We start from the raw sequence: 16,658 nt of genomic DNA, 5'->3' as shown, positions 1-16,658 counted from the left end.
AATTTGCAAGCGAGAAACACTGAGGTTATAAATTTTCCGTTCAAAAGGAAAATCTATAACCTTTTTTTAATTAAATAGACAAAACCACAAATAACATATAAAATATAATGGAATAATAAGAAATGAATCTTAAATTAGAGAGGAAGTTTGAATCATGCCTAAGGTATTAGTAGTAGGCGGTGGTGCTGCTGGGATGATAGCTGGAATTTTTGCGAGGAATTATGGTGCAGATGTAACTATACTTGAAAGAAATAATAGAGTAGGTAAAAAGATACTAGCTACAGGAAATGGTAGATGTAATTATACCAATGTGAACTTGTCTATAGAAAATTATCATGGTAACAATCCAAAATTTGCCTATAGCTGCCTATCCAAGTTTGGAGTAGATAAAACATTAGATTTCTTTGAACAGTTAGGCATAACCCCTGCCATAGAAGATAATGGCAAAGTATTTCCCCTATCTTATCAAAGTTCTAGCGTTTTAGATGTATTAAGGTTTGAGCTAGAGGAATTAGGTGTAGAGGTTATAACCGATGGATTTGTGGTAGATATAAAAAAGGATAAGAGATTTGTATTAACTTTAGAAGACGGTAGAAAAGTATATGGAGATAGGGTTATTTTGGCTACTGGAGGCAATGCAGCTCCTAATACGGGTTCAGATGGCAATGGTTATACCTTAGCTGAAAATATGGGTCATAGCATAGCAGAGATTTTTCCCGGATTAGTACAGCTTAAACTTGAGGGAAATATATTTAAGCAAGTAGATGGAGTTAAATTTGTGGGAACAGTAGGCCTTTATAATGGGAATCAATTAATTAAAGAGGATAGTGGAGATATATTGTTTACTAACTATGGTATATCTGGTCCTCCTATTCTTCAACTGAGTAGAATAGCTTTAAAATGTTTAAAGGATAATAAAGATGTAGAGCTAAAGGTAGCCATTATTCATAGTAAGACAGAAGAGGAGCTATATAACTACCTAATATATAGGTTTGGGTTTATGGCAAAAAAGACTATAGAAATAGGATTAATAGGATTAATAAACAAAAGATTAATTCTTCCCATATTGAAGGAATTAGGAATTGATAAAAACAAACAAATTGCTAGTTTGAGTAATGATGAGGTAAGTAGATTATCAAAAATACTTACGGATTGGAGATTTAAAATATCTGGTAGTAAATCTTTTAAAGATGCTCAGGTAACAGCAGGTGGAGTAGATACTGATGAAATAGACAACTCTACAATGGAATCAAAACTAGTAAATGGATTATATTTTGCAGGAGAAATTGTTGATATAGATGGTGATTGTGGCGGCTTTAATCTTCAATGGGCTTGGTCATCAGGTTATGTGGCTGGCAGAAATGCCTCTTTAGAATAAAGGAGAATAAGGGAAGAAAGATATTGAAAGGACGGATTTCATGCTAACTATGAATAGAAAATTAAATGAATTAGCAGAACAAGGTAAATATATAAAGGTTGCTATAGTAGGAGCAGGGAAGATGGGAAAAGGTTTGGTAAACCAAATGTCTAGAATTAGAGGTATGTTGCCCTCTTTGGTTGTTAATAGAAATATAGAAAAAGCAGTAGATGCATTTTTCTCAGCAGGAATTGGACAAGAAGATATTGTAATTTCAAACTCATTAAATGAAATAAATTATTATTTAGAAAAAGGAAAATTCATCGCAACTGAGGATATGGACATAGCAACAAAGGCTAATACTATCGAAGCGGTGGTAGATGCTACGGGAGTACCAGAAGTAGGGGCAAAAATTTCTTTAGATTCAATAGAGAATAGAAAGCATATAATTATGTTAAATGTGGAAGCTGATTCGGTAATTGGACCAATACTATATAAAAAGGCCAAGGAAGCGGGAGTAGTATATACAGGAACTGCAGGAGATGAACCTGGTGCTGTTATGGAGTTATACGATTTTGCAGTAGGTTTAGGTTTTGAAGTATTAGCAATTGGAAAGGGAAAAAACAACCCTTTAGATTTAGAAGTAAATCCAGATATTGTATATGAAAAGGCTTTGAAAAAGGGATTAAAACCCCATATGCTTACAGGATTTATAGATGGTACCAACACCATGATAGAGATGACCTGTATGGCCAATGCTACAGGTTTTGTTCCAGATATAAGAGGAGGACATGGTATTAATAGTGATTTAAAGGATTTGACTAGCTTTTTTAGGCTAAGGGAAGAAGGGGGTATTCTCAATAAATATGGAATAGTTGACTATGTTATGGGAATTGCTCCAGGAGTTTTTGCTATATTTACTACTAAATTAGATGAAGTACATAAACAATTACAATATTTAAATATGGGTTCAGGGCCTAATTATGTACTATATAGGCCTTATCATCTTACTAGTTTGGAAACACCTATAACTATATTTAATGCCTGTTATTATAAAGAAGCAACTATAGCACCTACAAAGGGAATAGTTGCAGAAACTATTACAGTGGCTAAGAAAGATTTAAAAGTAGGGGATAGATTAGATGGCATAGGAGGATATACTGTCTATGGTAGTATTGAAGAGTATAAGGTGGCAAAGGAAAAAAACTTAGTACCTATAGGACTTATCGACAAGGATACAAAAGTAATCAAAGATATTAAGAAAGGTCAACCTATAACCTATGATATGGTAGCAATGAATAAAGAGAGAAATATATATAAATTGAGAAAGTTACAAGAGGAAGTAATGGGTTAAATGCTAAACAATATTTTACAACTTTAAAAAAATTAGATAAAATATAAGAGTATTATTAATTATAATAGCATGGAGGGATTTTTATGATATACATAAAAAATGATGATAATAGGCCTCAATTCAATTTAGCTTTAGAACAATATGTTTTTGATAGTTTAAATCAGTTTGATGAGATATTTTTATTATGGATAAATGAACCTTCCATAATAGTAGGGAAAAACCAAAATACCATCCAAGAAATAAATTTAGATTATGTAAAGGAAAATAATATTAATGTAGTTAGAAGGTTATCTGGTGGGGGAGCCGTTTACCATGATTATGGGAATTTAAATTATACAATTATATCAAAAAGTAAGGAAACTTCTGCTTTTAACTTTGAAGCTTTTTCTCAACCGGTAATAGAAGTATTGGCAAAACTAGGAGTAAAAGCTGAATTCTCTGGTAGAAACGATATTACAATAGATGGCCAGAAATTCTGTGGCAATGCTCAATATATGAAAAAAGGAAAGGTCCTTCATCATGGAGCAATGCTTTTTGATACGGATTTAGAAGTTTTAGGAAAAGCTTTAAAGGTATCAAAGGATAAAATAGAATCCAAAGGAGTTAAATCTGTAAGAAGTAGAGTAACTAATATTAAGGATCATTTAAAAGAAGATATAACTGTAGAAGATTTCAAACAACTTTTATTAGAGCATATGTTTAAAGAAAATAAAGAAATTGAAGAATATAAATTAACAGAAGAAGATTATGCTAATATAAATAAATTGATGGAAGAAAGATATTCTACATGGGAATGGAATTTTGGAAGTTCCCCAGATTTTAATATAGAGAAATCTAGGAGGTTTCCTTCAGGGAAAGTGGAAATTAAAATAGATGTCCAGGAAGGAATTATAAGGGGAATCAAATTTTATGGTGATTTCTTTGGTGGTGGAGAAATATCCGATGTAGAAGATAAATTCATAGGTATTAAATACAAAGAAGATGAAATCAGTAAGGTATTAGACAATATAGATATAGGATATTACTTTTCAGGAATATCAAAATCTGATATAATGGGTTGTATTATATAAATAAACTTGACAAACTAGACTTAATTGTTATATATTAGTACTCAAAATGCAATATTAATTACGAAGATGAGGATAGTAGTAAGGGGAATTTATTATACAGAGAAATAATCCTAGGGTGAGAGATTATTAATAAACCTTTTATGAAGATCACCTCGGAGTATAGTATCCGAAATTATAGTAGGATATTACGCTATAGGCGTTATATTAAAGGAGTGATAGGATAGTAGATTATTTATCCTATAATTTGGGTGGTACCGCGGAAATCCGTCCCTAAGCTTTGCTTAGGGACTTTTATTATACTTTAATATAGAAAGGATGAAAAAATTGAAAAGGTTTAGAGAACTATCTAACGAACCAGTGAACAAGAGAGAGCAGAATATTTCAAAATACTGGGAACAAATCGATCTTCTTCATAAATCTGTAGAGACTAGGAATGAAAGTAAGCCTTTTGTTTTCTATGAAGGGCCACCAACTGCTAATGGGAAACCTGGAATTCATCATGTAATGGCTAGGACCTTAAAGGATTTAGTATGTAGATATAAAACTATGGAAGGATATCAGGTTAAAAGAAAAGCAGGATGGGACACCCATGGGCTACCTGTAGAAATCGAAGTTGAGAAAAAGTTGAATTTAAAAAATAAGCATGAAATTGAAGAATATGGAGTTGAAAAATTTAATAAACAATGTAGGGAATCCGTATTTCAATATGAAAAACTTTGGAGAGAAATGACTACTCGAATGGCCTATGAAATCGATTTAGATAATCCATATATAACTTTAGAGAATGATTATATAGAATCAGTTTGGTGGATTCTAGATAAATTCTTTAAGGAAGGGTTAGTATACGAAGGCCATAAGATATTGCCTTATTGCTCACGTTGTGGAACTGGGCTAGCTTCCCACGAAGTAGCTCAAGGCTATGAAGAGATAAAATCTGAAACAGTGGTAGTTAAATTTAAGCGAAAGGATAGGGATGAATACTTCCTTGCTTGGACTACTACACCTTGGACTTTACCTAGTAATGTATGTCTCACTGTTAATCCAGAAGAAACATATTTAAGAGTAAAACAAAATGATGAAATATACTATATAAGTAAAGTTTTAGCTGATAAAGTATTAGGAGAGGATTATGAAGTATTAGAAGAATTCAAGGGTAAGAATTTAGAGTATGTAGAATATGAACAGTTAATTCCATTTATAAAAGTAGACGAAGGCAAAAAAGCATTTTTTGTTACATTAGGAGACTATGTAACTACAGAAGATGGTACAGGAATAGTCCATTCTGCTCCAGCTTTTGGGGAGGATGATTATAATACAGGAGTGAAATATAATTTACCAGTATTACAACCAGTAGATGATGAAGGGAAGTTTACTGATACTATTTGGAAAGGGAAATTTGTCATAGATGCAGACCCAGATATAGTAAAATGGTTAAGGGAAAATGGTAAGCTTTATAAAAAAGAAAGAATGGCTCATAATTATCCTCATTGTTGGAGATGCCACACACCCCTTCTATATTATGCAAAACCAAGCTGGTATATAGAAATGACTAGATTAAAAGAACAACTAATTGAAAATAACAATGGAGTAAACTGGTATCCTGATTTTGTTGGAGAAAAAAGGTTTGGAAATTGGTTAGAAAATTTAAATGATTGGGCTATATCTCGAAGTAGATATTGGGGTACACCACTTCCAATATGGAGATGTGAAGGTTGTGGGCACACTACTAGTGTGGGTTCAATAGCTGAATTAGTAGAGAGGTCAATGGAGGATATAGATGAATCTATAGAACTTCATAGGCCTTATGTAGATAATGTTCATTTAAAATGTGAAAAATGTAATGGTATAATGAACAGAGAATTAGATGTAGTGGATGTATGGTTTGATAGTGGTGCAATGCCTTTTGCTCAACACCATTACCCTTTTGAAAACAAAGAAAATTTTGATAAATTATTTCCAGCAGATTATATATGTGAAGGAATAGACCAAACTAGAGGATGGTTCTATTCATTATTAGCTATATCTACTTTTGTAACTGGTAAATCTCCATATAAAAATGTCTTGGTTAATGACTTAGTTTTAGATAAAGAAGGTAAGAAAATGTCTAAGTCTAGAGGCAACACAGTAGATCCATTTACTCTATTTGATCAATATGGAGCCGATGTATTGAGATGGTATTTAATCTACGTATCACCACCATGGACTCCAACAAGATTTGATGAAGACGGGCTTAGAGAGGTAGAAAGCAAATTCTTCAGAAGTATAAGAAATGTGTATAACTTCTTTTCTCTTTATGCCAACACAGATGATGTAGACCCAAGAGAATTCTTCATAGAATATGAAAAAAGGGAAGAAATAGATAGGTGGGTACTTTCAAAATACAATAGTCTTATAAAACAAGTAAAAGAAGATATGGATAAATTTGAATTGACCAGAGTAGTAAGGGCAATCCAAGAATTTGTCATAGAGGATCTTTCTAATTGGTATATTAGACGCTCTAGAAGACGTTTCTGGTCTACAGAATTAGATGATGATAAAAAGGCTGTATATAATACTACCTATGAAATTTTAGTAGGTATTAGTAAGATGATTGCACCTTTTGTACCTTTTATTGCAGAAGAGATATATAGAAGCCTAACTGACAAAGAATCAGTCCATTTAGATTACTATCCTGATTGCAAAGAAGAATTGATAGATTTGGAATTAGAAGAAAAGATGGATTTAGTAAGAGATTTAGTAGGGTTAGGCAGGGCTTCTAGGGAAGCTGTTAGGATTAAGGTTCGTCAACCGATAAAAGAAGTATTGATAGATGGAAAGTATGAAGACAAGATCCAAGATTTAGTGCCTCTGATAAAAGAAGAGTTAAATGTTAAAGAAGTTGTATTTGAAAAGGACCTAAGTCAATTTATGAACTATTCTTTAAAACCAAACTTTAAAGTAGTAGGACCTATCCTAGGTTCTAAGGTTAAAGCCTTTGGAAAAGCTTTGAATGAGTTGGACCCCCATAAAGCAGTGGGGAAATTAGAATCTGGAGAAAAGTTAACTTTAAACCTAGATGGAGAAGAAGTAGAAATAGAAAAAGATTATATTATGGTTACTATATCTTCAAAAGAAGGTTTTGATGTAGCTATGGAAAACAATCTGTTTGTAATCCTTGATACAACTCTTACTAAGGATCTAATCAACGAAGGATACGCAAGAGAATTTATATCAAAAGTGCAGCAGATGAGAAAGAATAATGGCTATGAAGTTTTAGATAATATTAATATTTATTATGATGGAAATGATGAGATAAAGGAAGCAATAGAGTTATTTGAAGACTATATCAAAGAAGAAACTTTAGCTAAATCCATTGAAAGAGTAACTGATGAATCCTTTGAAAAACAAGATTTAAACGGTCATATGACAGGGATAAAATTGGAGAAATTTGAATAGCAAAGCCGTAGCGAGGTTTTCACTGCTTGAATACTAAATAGATAGCATTAGCTATCTATTTTTTTATAACGAATAAGAAAGTTCTCACTTATTTCTGATTTATAAAAAGAACTTGACCTTATGAGTTTCAAGAGAAGCTACCTTATAATGCTTAAATAGAAGCCTTTCTTATCAATTAAGAATAATGTTCTGAATATTATAATCACTCATATTTTAGCTTATTAATTTATGATACAATGTATTATAAGATTAATAAAATATAAAGAAGGAGGCCGTTTTTAATGATATCGACAACAACGCCTAATATCGAAGGTAAAAGGATAATAGAGTACAAAGGAATCGTTTTTGGTGAAGTGGTTTCAGGGGTAGATTTTATCAAGGATTTTGCAGCAGGATTATCTAATTTTTTTGGTGGTCGTTCGAAATCTTATGAAGGTGAATTAATTGAGGCAAGAGAAAATGCTATAAGGGAAATGGAACATAGAGCATCAAAATTGGGAGCAAATGCTGTTGTAGGAGTGGACATAGACTATGAAGTATTAGGCCAAGGCGGGAACATGATTATGGTAACTGCTTCTGGAACAGCAGTAGTTGTTGAATAATAATTTAAATAAAAAGAACCGTCCCAGTATTTGAAAGTAGAAAGAGGTATTCCATGAAAAGCAAATCAGTTATAAGGGGTTTAACAAGGTATGTAATAAGAGTAATAATCACGGCAATAATTATTATGGCATTAACATTTATATTAAGTAATATTCTAGATAAAGAATTTAAAGTTCTATTAGAATATGCTGCTTTAATAGTTATATCTATTGGAGGGTTCTCAGTAATTGGCGGTCGTAGTTTGCCGTCTAATTATGTATATAACCGTTCTAAACCCACAAGAAGAACGATTGAGATAGGGAAAAGTGATATGGATTTAATAAATGAGAGTTACAGATTTTTAATATTTATGGTTTTGGTTGGCGTCGTATTATTAGTATCTATATTAGCTTTTTAAACCTAATAAAACCTTTCCCATTATATGAAAAATTTGTAATATATTATGAATAATTTTTCTGACAATAAAAAACACTATGACAATTAGCAGTTTCATGATATAATCTAAAAGGATAGTTGTAATGATTTTTCGATTTGAAAGGTTTTATAATATAAAATCTTTGAATATAAATAATAAAACGCTGGTTAAGGGGGAAAGGTATTCATGAAAGTATATCAAACTGATGAAATTAGAAACCTAAGCTTAATAGGACATAGTGGTAGTGGAAAGACAACTTTAACGGAAGCAGTACTATATGTTGCAGGCATAACCAAAAGACAAGGTAAGGTAGATGATGGAAATACTGTATCAGATTTTGATAAGGAAGAAATTGCAAGAAAAGTCTCAATTGGTACAGCTGTAATTCCTGTGGAGTTAAATGGTATTAAATATAATTTTTTAGATACTCCTGGATATTTTGATTTCGTAGGAGAAATGTACGGCGCTCTAAGGGCAAGTGAAGGCGCTATATTACTTGTAGATGCTTCCTCAGGCGTAGAAGTAGGAACAGAGAAATCATGGAAACTTGCAGAGAAAAACAATACCCCAAGAATTATATTCTTGAATAAAATGGATAAAGAAAACGTTAATTTTGAGAAAGTTTTAAATGATATTCAAGGACAGTTTGGGGATAAGGTAGTGCCTTTTACTTTACCTATTGGGCAAGCTGAAAGTTTTAAAGGATTGGTAAATATAATTGATGAAACAGCTTTTGAATATACAGGAAAAGATGCTAAGCAAATAGACATACCAGCAGAAATTCAAGGAGAAATTGAATCAATAAAAGAATCACTAATGGAAAAAGTTGCTGAAACAGATGAAGAACTAATGGAAAAATACTTTGAAGGTGAAGAGTTTACTATTGAAGAAATTAGAAAAGGGCTAAAACTTGCAGTTGCTAATGGAGATTTGGTACCTTTACTAGTTGGTTCAGCGGAAAATTCTATTGGAATTGATATATTATTAAATGTAGCTAAAAATTATATACCAAAACCAACAGAGGTTGGTCCAAATATTGGCTATAAAGGGGAAGAAAAAGTTGAAAGAAAAGTAGAGGTAAATGAACCATTTTCAGCTATAGTATTCAAGACTATTGTAGACCCATTTGTAGGAAAATTATCTTTATTTAAAGTATTGTCGGGCAAGATTACAAAAGATCAGGACATATATAATGTCAGTAAGGATAAAACTGAAAAACTAGGTGGATTATTTGTACTTAGAGGTAAAAATCAAATAGAAGTATCGGAAATAGTAGCTGGAGATATTGGAGCTACATCAAAACTACAATCAACTCAGACAGGAGATAGTATCAGCTATAAATCTGATCCAACCTTATACGATAGGATAGAATACCCACAACCAACATTATTTTTAGCGGTAGAACCTAAGGCTAAAGGGGATGAAGAAAAGATAGGGACATCTTTGCATAGGTTAACAGAAGAAGATCCAACCTTTGTAGTAGAAAGAAATGCGGAAACGAAACAATTATTAATAGGCGGTCAAGGCAATATGCAATTGGCAGTTATAATTGACAAATTGAAAAATACCTTTGGTGTTGAAGTTAATTTAATTAATCCAAAGGTTGCCTATAGAGAAACTATAAAAGGCACATCTAGTGTACAAGGGAAACACAAGAAACAATCTGGTGGAGCTGGACAATATGGTGATGTTCATATAAGGTTTGAACCTACAGATGAAGAATTCGTCTTTGAAGAAGAAGTATTTGGAGGAGCAGTTCCAAGAAACTTCTTCCCTGCAGTAGAGAAAGGATTAAGGGAATCTTTAGAGGAAGGAGTACTTGCAGGATATCCTGTAGTAAACTTAAAAGCTACATTATTTGACGGTTCTTATCATCCAGTAGATTCTAATGAGATGGCGTTTAAAATAGCAGCTTCCCTTGCTTTTAAGAAAGGTATGGAGGAAGCTAAACCAATATTATTAGAACCTATTATGAAAGTAGAAGTATTGATCCCTGAAGATTATATGGGTGATGTAATGGGAGATATGAATAAACGTAGAGGTAGAATTCTAGGTATGGAACCTCAACCAGATGGTTCTCAGCTAGTTATAGCAGAAGCACCACAAGCTGAATTATTTGAGTATGCTATAGATTTAAGAAGTATGACCCAAGCTAGAGGAAGCTTTACTATGGAATTCATTAGATATGATGAAGTTCCATCCAATATTGCAGAAAAAATAATAGAAGAGGCAAAAGCCGAAAAAGAATAGATTAATGAGAAAAAGTTCGATTGTAATAATCGAACTTTTTTATTTTAATTAAAACAATTGCGTAATATTAATATTTATTCTGGGTATAACAAATATATATACTTTCTTATCTATGCTTTATTTATTATTTTTGAGATAAGATGTTGAAAATATTGAAAAAAAATATATAATATATATTGAAGGACAAAGAAAGTCAAAGTCAAGGGAGTGATACTTTGCCACGAATAAGTAATATTATTGAAAGATTTATAAAAGAAATGTTAGAGGAAGCAGAAAATGGAATAATAGAAATAGGTAGGAATGAGTTAGCCGAACAATTCGGTTGTGCACCTTCCCAAATAAACTATGTGTTAACTACTAGATTTACTCCTTATAAAGGATACTATATTGAGAGCAGAAGAGGCGGAGGTGGTTATATAAAGATAATGAAAGTAGGTATAGAAGAGGATCAAGATATGGGGAATTTAATTATTAATGTAATAGGAGATTCCATAACTAAAAATAAGGCATATCACTTAATTGAAGGCTTAAGAGAAGAGAAGGTAATTTCAAAAAGGGAAGAAATGTTGATGAAGGCAGCTATAGAGGATACTGCTTTAGCCAATGTAACTGCAGGTAGAAATAATTTACGAGCAGATATACTTAAGAATATGCTTCTTATTCTTATTAGATGATTGGGAGGTGTCAGTATGTTATGTCAAGTTTGTAACAAAAAAGATGCTACAGTCCATTATACTAAAATAATAAATGGTGAAATAGAGGAATTGCATATGTGTGATGAATGTGCTAAGGATAACAATGAGTTTGAATTTGATTCTACTTTTTCATTTCATAAGCTATTGACGGGACTAATTGATAGTCTTCAAGGTGAAACAAAAAGAGAGGAAATTGGTGAATTTATTTGTCCTTTTTGCGGATTAAGTTATGCTCAATTTAGACAAACAGGGAAATTTGGGTGTTCTCAATGCTATGATACATTTCAATCAAACTTAGCTCCTTTATTTAAAGGCATCCATGGTCATAATAAACATATGGGAAAAGTGCCAAAAAGGACTAATAAAACTCTTGCCCAAGAAAGGGAAATAGCTCGACTTAGAAGGGAAATGAGTAAACTTGTATCACAGGAAGCTTTTGAAGAAGCAGCAATATTGAGAGACAAAATCAAGAAATTGGAGAATGAATTAGACAGTCAAAAGGAGGAATAGGGAATGGTAAAATGGGTTGAAGGAACTGGTTTTGATGAAGATGTGGTGGTTAGCACAAGAGTCAGATTAGCTAGAAATTTAAAAGATTTTAGATTTCCGCAAAAAATGAATATAGAGGAATCTGAAAAGCTTACCCAAAAAATTTTGAATGTAATGAAAGACCTTCCCAGCAATATAAATTATAAATTTATTAGGATAAACAATTTGACTCCTTTAGAAAGAGTAGTTTCTATAGAAGAGCATTTGATAAGTCCAGGACTAATACAAAAACCAGATTATAGTAGCTTTTTAATAAGGGATGATGAAAATATTACTATAATGATAAATGAAGAAGATCATTTGCGAATACAGGTTCTACTCCCTGGTTTAAATTTTGAAGAAGGTTGGAAGACTAGCAATGAAATAGATGATTTTTTAGAAAGTTCTTTAGATTACGCTTTTCACCAAGAGTTCGGATATTTAACGGCTTGTCCTACCAATGTAGGAACAGGACTTAGAGCTTCCGTAATGGTTCATTTACCTTCTTTATCTATAACAGGTTATATTAATAATTTGATAAATGGTTTAAATAAAATTGGGTTGACTGTAAGAGGACTTTATGGAGAAGGAACGGAAGCAGTAGGCAACTTATTTCAAATATCCAATCAAATAACTTTGGGGGAAGGAGAAGATCAAATAATAAGGAAGCTAAAAAATATAATATATCAAATTCTAGATAAAGAAAGGAATGTTAGAAATAATTTACTAGAAAACAGAAAAAATCAAACAGAAGATAGGGTCTTTAGGTCTCTAGGCATATTAAAATATTCTAGAAACATAACGTCTAAAGAGGCAATGAGACTTCTTTCTAATGTGAGATTGGGTATAGAAATGGGTATAATCGATGATATAGGGTTTAAGGATATTACTAAGCTGATGATTGAAGTTCAGCCAGCTTCTATTCAAAAATATGCGAATAAGGAATTAACCCAGGAGGAAAGAAATATAATAAGAGCTAATTTTATTAGAGAAAGAATATAGAATAGGAGGGATAAAATGGCAATGTTTGGAAGATTTACTGAAAGAGCTCAAAAAGCCATATTGTTAGCTCAAGAAGAAGCAAAAAGATTGCGTCATAATTACGTAGGAACAGAGCACATATTATTAGGATTACTTGCAGAAGGAGAAGGAGTTGCGGCTACATCACTTGGGAAAATGGGTGTAGACTTAGAAACCGTTAGAAATGAAGTTGTAAAGGCTATAGGAGAGGGAAGTTATGATGCAGATATAATGGGGTTTACCCCTAGGACTAAAAGGATCTTTGAATTAAGCTTTTTGGAAGCTAGGAATTTGGGGCATAACTATGTAGGTACTGAGCATATACTATTGGGGTTATTAGAGGAAAGTGAAGGAGTAGCTGTAGCTATATTGAAGAAACTAGGTGTTGATACATTAAAATTAAGACAGGGTATCCTAAGTGTATTATCTGATGGTATAAATAAATCAACATCATCACCAGAGGGAGGTAAAGGAAACACCCCTAATCTTGATAAATATGGAAGGGATTTAACTAAACTTTCAGTTGATGGAAAAATTGATCCAGTTATAGGAAGATCAAAGGAAATTGAAAGGGTAATTCAAATATTAAGTAGAAGAACAAAAAATAATCCGGTATTAATTGGAGAGCCTGGGGTAGGTAAGACTGCCATAGCAGAAGGTTTAGCTCAAAAAATAGTAGAAGGTCAGGTTCCAGAGATAATAAAAGATAAAAGAGTAGTAACTTTAGATTTACCTGGAATGCTTGCAGGAGCTAAATATAGAGGTGAATTTGAAGAAAGGTTAAAATCTGTAATGAAGGAGCTAAAAGAATCTGGCGATGTAATACTGTTTATTGACGAACTCCATACCATAATTGGTGCTGGAGCTGCAGAAGGAGCAATAGATGCCTCTAACATTTTAAAACCGGTTCTGGCAAGAGGAGAACTTCAAGTAATAGGGGCTACCACCATAGATGAATATAGAAAACATATAGAAAAAGACTCGGCTTTAGAAAGAAGGTTCCAGCCTATTATGGTTGAAGAGCCTACAGTAGAGGATACTATTAAAATACTAGAAGGATTAAGGGATAGATATGAAGCTCATCATAGAGTTGAAATTTCTGATGAAGCTTTAAAGGCAGCAGCAGAATTGTCAAGCAGATATATTACAGATAGGTTCTTGCCAGATAAGGCTATTGATTTAATAGACGAGGCCGCTTCTATGATCAGGATAAACTCTTATATTGCTCCTGATGGATTGAAGGATTTAGAAGAAAGGTTAGAAGAATTATCCCAAGAAAAAGAAGAAGCTATAAACACACAAAATTTTGAAAAGGCAGCTAAAATACGAGATGAAGAAAAGAAAATCAAAAAAGAATTAGAAAAAGAGAAGAATCGATGGGAGAAAGAAAAACAAACATCTAATATGGTAGTAGGATATGATGAGATAGCCCGTGTTGTATCTAACTGGACTGGAGTTCCAGTAAGCAAAATGACTACAGAAGAAACTCAAAGGCTTCTAGACCTTGAAGAAGTATTACATGAAAAGGTAGTGGGACAGGAACAAGCAGTAGAAGCTGTGTCTAATGCAGTTAGACGTGCAAGAGTAGGGTTAAAAGATCCAAAAAAACCAGTAGGTACATTTATATTTGTTGGACCTACAGGTGTTGGTAAAACTTACTTAGCTAAAGCATTGGCTGAAACTTTATTCGGGGACGAGGAATCAATGATAAGGATCGATATGAGTGAATATATGGAGAAACACTCGGTATCAAGATTGGTAGGTTCTCCTCCGGGATATGTAGGTTATGATGAAGGAGGACAATTAACTGAAGCCGTTAGAAGAAAGCCATATTCTGTAGTATTATTTGATGAAATTGAAAAAGCCCATCCAGATGTATTCAATATATTATTACAGATATTAGATGATGGTAGACTAACTGACTCAAAAGGGCGAACTGTTGACTTTAAAAACACGGTAATAATAATGACATCTAATGTGGGTGCTACAACTATTAAGAAGCAAAACGTATTAGGTTTTTCAATAGGTACTCAAGAGGATAAAGAAGAATATGAAAAGATGAAGGAAAGCATTATGGAAGAGCTTAAAAGAACCTTTAGACCTGAATTTTTAAACAGAATAGATGAAGTAATTGTATTCCATTCTTTAAAAGAAGAAGATGTAAGAAAAATTGTAAGTATAATGATTAAAGATCTAGAGAAGAGAATGAAGAAACTAAATATAAATATTAAAGTTACAGATAAGATAATAGACCATATAAGCAGAGAAGGATTTGACCCGGTATATGGAGCTAGACCTCTTGAAAGAACCATAACTAAGATGATAGAAGATCAGCTAGCAGAAGAAATATTAAAGGGAAAGGTTTCAAAAGAAGATAATATATTGATTGATTTTAAAGACGATAAATTAATATTTGACAAAGAACCTGTAGTTTAAACTATGGGTTCTTCCTACATATCTTAGGAGGAAAACATGAAGAAAAAGATTATATATAGATGTTCTCAATGTGGAAATGAAAGTATAAGATGGATGGGACGCTGTTCTGAATGTGGTTCTTGGAATAGCTTTGACGAGGTCCTTATAGACCATAAAAAATCAGATAATAAAAAGCAAAATCGGAAAGTTGAAGGAATATCTCCTATAAAACTTTCTACAATAGATGTAGATAATGGACAAAGAATAGTAACGAGTATAGATGAATTCAACAGGGTATTAGGCGGTGGTATAATAAAAGATTCCGTAACTATACTGACTGCTAGACCTGGAGCTGGAAAATCTACTTTATTATTAGAAATAGCGAAGGACATTGCCCAAAAAGGTTTTAAAGTATTGTATGCATCTGGTGAAGAAAGTGAAACTCAAATAAAGAATAGAGCTAATAGAATTTTAGATGAAATTCCAAAGGATATTTGGATTTTATCTGATATCAGTATGGACAATGTTCTGCAAACAATTGATACTATTGATGCGGATTTAGTAATTATTGATAGTATTCAAACCTTTAAATTGGATGAGTTTAATTCAAGAGCAGGTTCCCCGATTCAAACTATAGAATGTGCTAATGCACTAGTAGATATGGCAAAAAATAAAAATAGGCCAAGAGCTGTAATAATGGTGGGGCATATGACTAAGGCTAATGAGATGGCTGGACTTAGAACACTGGAACATTTAGTTGATACTGTCATATATTTAGAAGGAGAAAGTGATGAGGAATTAAGAACTTTAATGGCTACTAAGAACAGGTTTGGACCTACAGGAGAGATTGGGTTATTTGCTATGGAGGAAAAAGGGATGGTACCCATAGATAATCCATCTGAATTCTTTTTAACAAGTCGTAAACAGAATGAAATAGTTCCAGGTAGTGCATTATCCGTCATAAAAGAAGGATCAAGGTTAATAATTGTTGAAATAGAGAGTTTAGTATCCCATTCCTTCACTCCTTATCCTGCTAGAATAGGAGATTGTTTAAGAAAAGATCAGCTAAGCACTCTAATATCAATACTCGAACAAAGAGGTAAGATAAGTTTATATGATAAAAATGTGGTTATAAAGACTACAGGAGGATTGAGATTAAGCGAGCAATCTGTTAATTTAGCTATAATAATGAGTATAGTATCTTCAGTAAGAGATAAAGGAATACCTAGTGATGTAGTGTTTATTGCAGATGTAGGTCTTACTGGAGAATTAAAACGAGTTCCTTCTATAGAAGCTAGAATAAAAGAATTAGATAGAATGGGTTATAGAAAAGTATATACTTATAAAGATGGAATAAAACCAAATATGAAATGGGAAGGTATTGAGGTAATAGGGTTAAAGACCTTGCAGGAAGTAATAAATCATGTTTTTAGTTAGATAAGGGCTATATACTTTTATTGTATATAGTCTTTTTTTAGTATTAGAATGTAAAATTCTCCATATAATATCTTACAGT

At 32.5% G+C, this 16,658-nt stretch carries 12 protein-coding genes and 1 other annotated feature; all 12 genes read left to right on the top strand.

Annotated features, from left to right (window positions below; translation table 11 throughout):
- Positions 1–154 precede the first annotated feature (154 nt).
- The 12 genes from C3E89_RS03785 (at position 155) to radA (ending at position 16,579) form a co-directional block, all read left to right on the top strand.
- Positions 155–1,378, top strand: coding sequence for an NAD(P)/FAD-dependent oxidoreductase (locus tag C3E89_RS03785; protein ID WP_236911159.1), 1,224 nt, complete (start codon positions 155–157; stop codon positions 1,376–1,378).
- 40 nt (positions 1,379–1,418) lie between these two features.
- The gene (locus C3E89_RS03780) at positions 1,419–2,711 is read left to right on the top strand and encodes an NAD(P)H-dependent oxidoreductase (RefSeq protein WP_236911158.1); all 1,293 of its coding nucleotides are present in this window, start codon (positions 1,419–1,421) and stop codon (positions 2,709–2,711) included.
- 83 nt (positions 2,712–2,794) lie between these two features.
- Complete coding sequence (locus C3E89_RS03775) at positions 2,795–3,781, top strand: lipoate--protein ligase (protein ID WP_236911157.1); 987 nt, start codon at positions 2,795–2,797, stop codon at positions 3,779–3,781.
- Positions 3,782–3,835: 54 nt separating this feature from the next.
- Positions 3,836–4,056: a binding site (T-box leader), on the top strand.
- A 49-nt stretch (positions 4,057–4,105) separates the two neighbouring features.
- Complete coding sequence (ileS, locus tag C3E89_RS03770; RefSeq protein ID WP_236911156.1) at positions 4,106–7,216, top strand: isoleucine--tRNA ligase; 3,111 nt, start codon at positions 4,106–4,108, stop codon at positions 7,214–7,216.
- A gap of 281 nt (positions 7,217–7,497) precedes the next feature.
- Positions 7,498–7,818 carry a putative heavy metal-binding protein gene (locus C3E89_RS03765; RefSeq protein ID WP_236911155.1) on the top strand — a complete coding sequence of 107 codons (321 nt, stop codon included), beginning with the start codon at positions 7,498–7,500 and terminating at the stop codon, positions 7,816–7,818.
- A 53-nt stretch (positions 7,819–7,871) separates the two neighbouring features.
- Complete coding sequence (locus tag C3E89_RS03760) at positions 7,872–8,216, top strand: hypothetical protein (RefSeq protein WP_236911154.1); 345 nt, start codon at positions 7,872–7,874, stop codon at positions 8,214–8,216.
- 204 nt (positions 8,217–8,420) lie between these two features.
- Positions 8,421–10,484, top strand: a complete 2,064-nt coding sequence (gene fusA / locus C3E89_RS03755) for an elongation factor G (RefSeq protein WP_236911153.1) — start codon at positions 8,421–8,423, stop codon at positions 10,482–10,484.
- A gap of 215 nt (positions 10,485–10,699) precedes the next feature.
- Positions 10,700–11,158 (top strand): CtsR family transcriptional regulator, encoded by a 459-nt coding sequence (locus C3E89_RS03750; protein ID WP_236911152.1) that lies wholly within the window; start codon positions 10,700–10,702, stop codon positions 11,156–11,158.
- A 15-nt stretch (positions 11,159–11,173) separates the two neighbouring features.
- Entirely contained in the window at positions 11,174–11,689 is a 516-nt protein-coding gene (locus C3E89_RS03745) for a UvrB/UvrC motif-containing protein (protein WP_236911151.1), read from the top strand.
- 3 nt (positions 11,690–11,692) lie between these two features.
- Positions 11,693–12,709, top strand: coding sequence for a protein arginine kinase (locus C3E89_RS03740; protein WP_236911150.1), 1,017 nt, complete (start codon positions 11,693–11,695; stop codon positions 12,707–12,709).
- 21 nt (positions 12,710–12,730) lie between these two features.
- A complete protein-coding gene (locus tag C3E89_RS03735; RefSeq protein WP_236913435.1) occupies positions 12,731–15,163 on the top strand; it encodes an ATP-dependent Clp protease ATP-binding subunit in 2,433 nt (810 codons plus the stop codon).
- A 36-nt stretch (positions 15,164–15,199) separates the two neighbouring features.
- Positions 15,200–16,579 carry a DNA repair protein RadA gene (gene radA, locus C3E89_RS03730; RefSeq protein ID WP_236911149.1) on the top strand — a complete coding sequence of 460 codons (1,380 nt, stop codon included), beginning with the start codon at positions 15,200–15,202 and terminating at the stop codon, positions 16,577–16,579.
- Positions 16,580–16,658: the final 79 nt, after the last annotated feature.

The organism is Clostridium sp. Cult1, from assembly GCF_021655095.1.
In the GTDB taxonomy this organism is placed as follows: Bacteria; Bacillota; Clostridia; order Tissierellales; family Tepidimicrobiaceae; genus Schnuerera.
The sequence above is the reverse complement of the archived record's forward strand: the minus strand, read 5'-3'. Positions and strand labels throughout refer to the sequence as shown.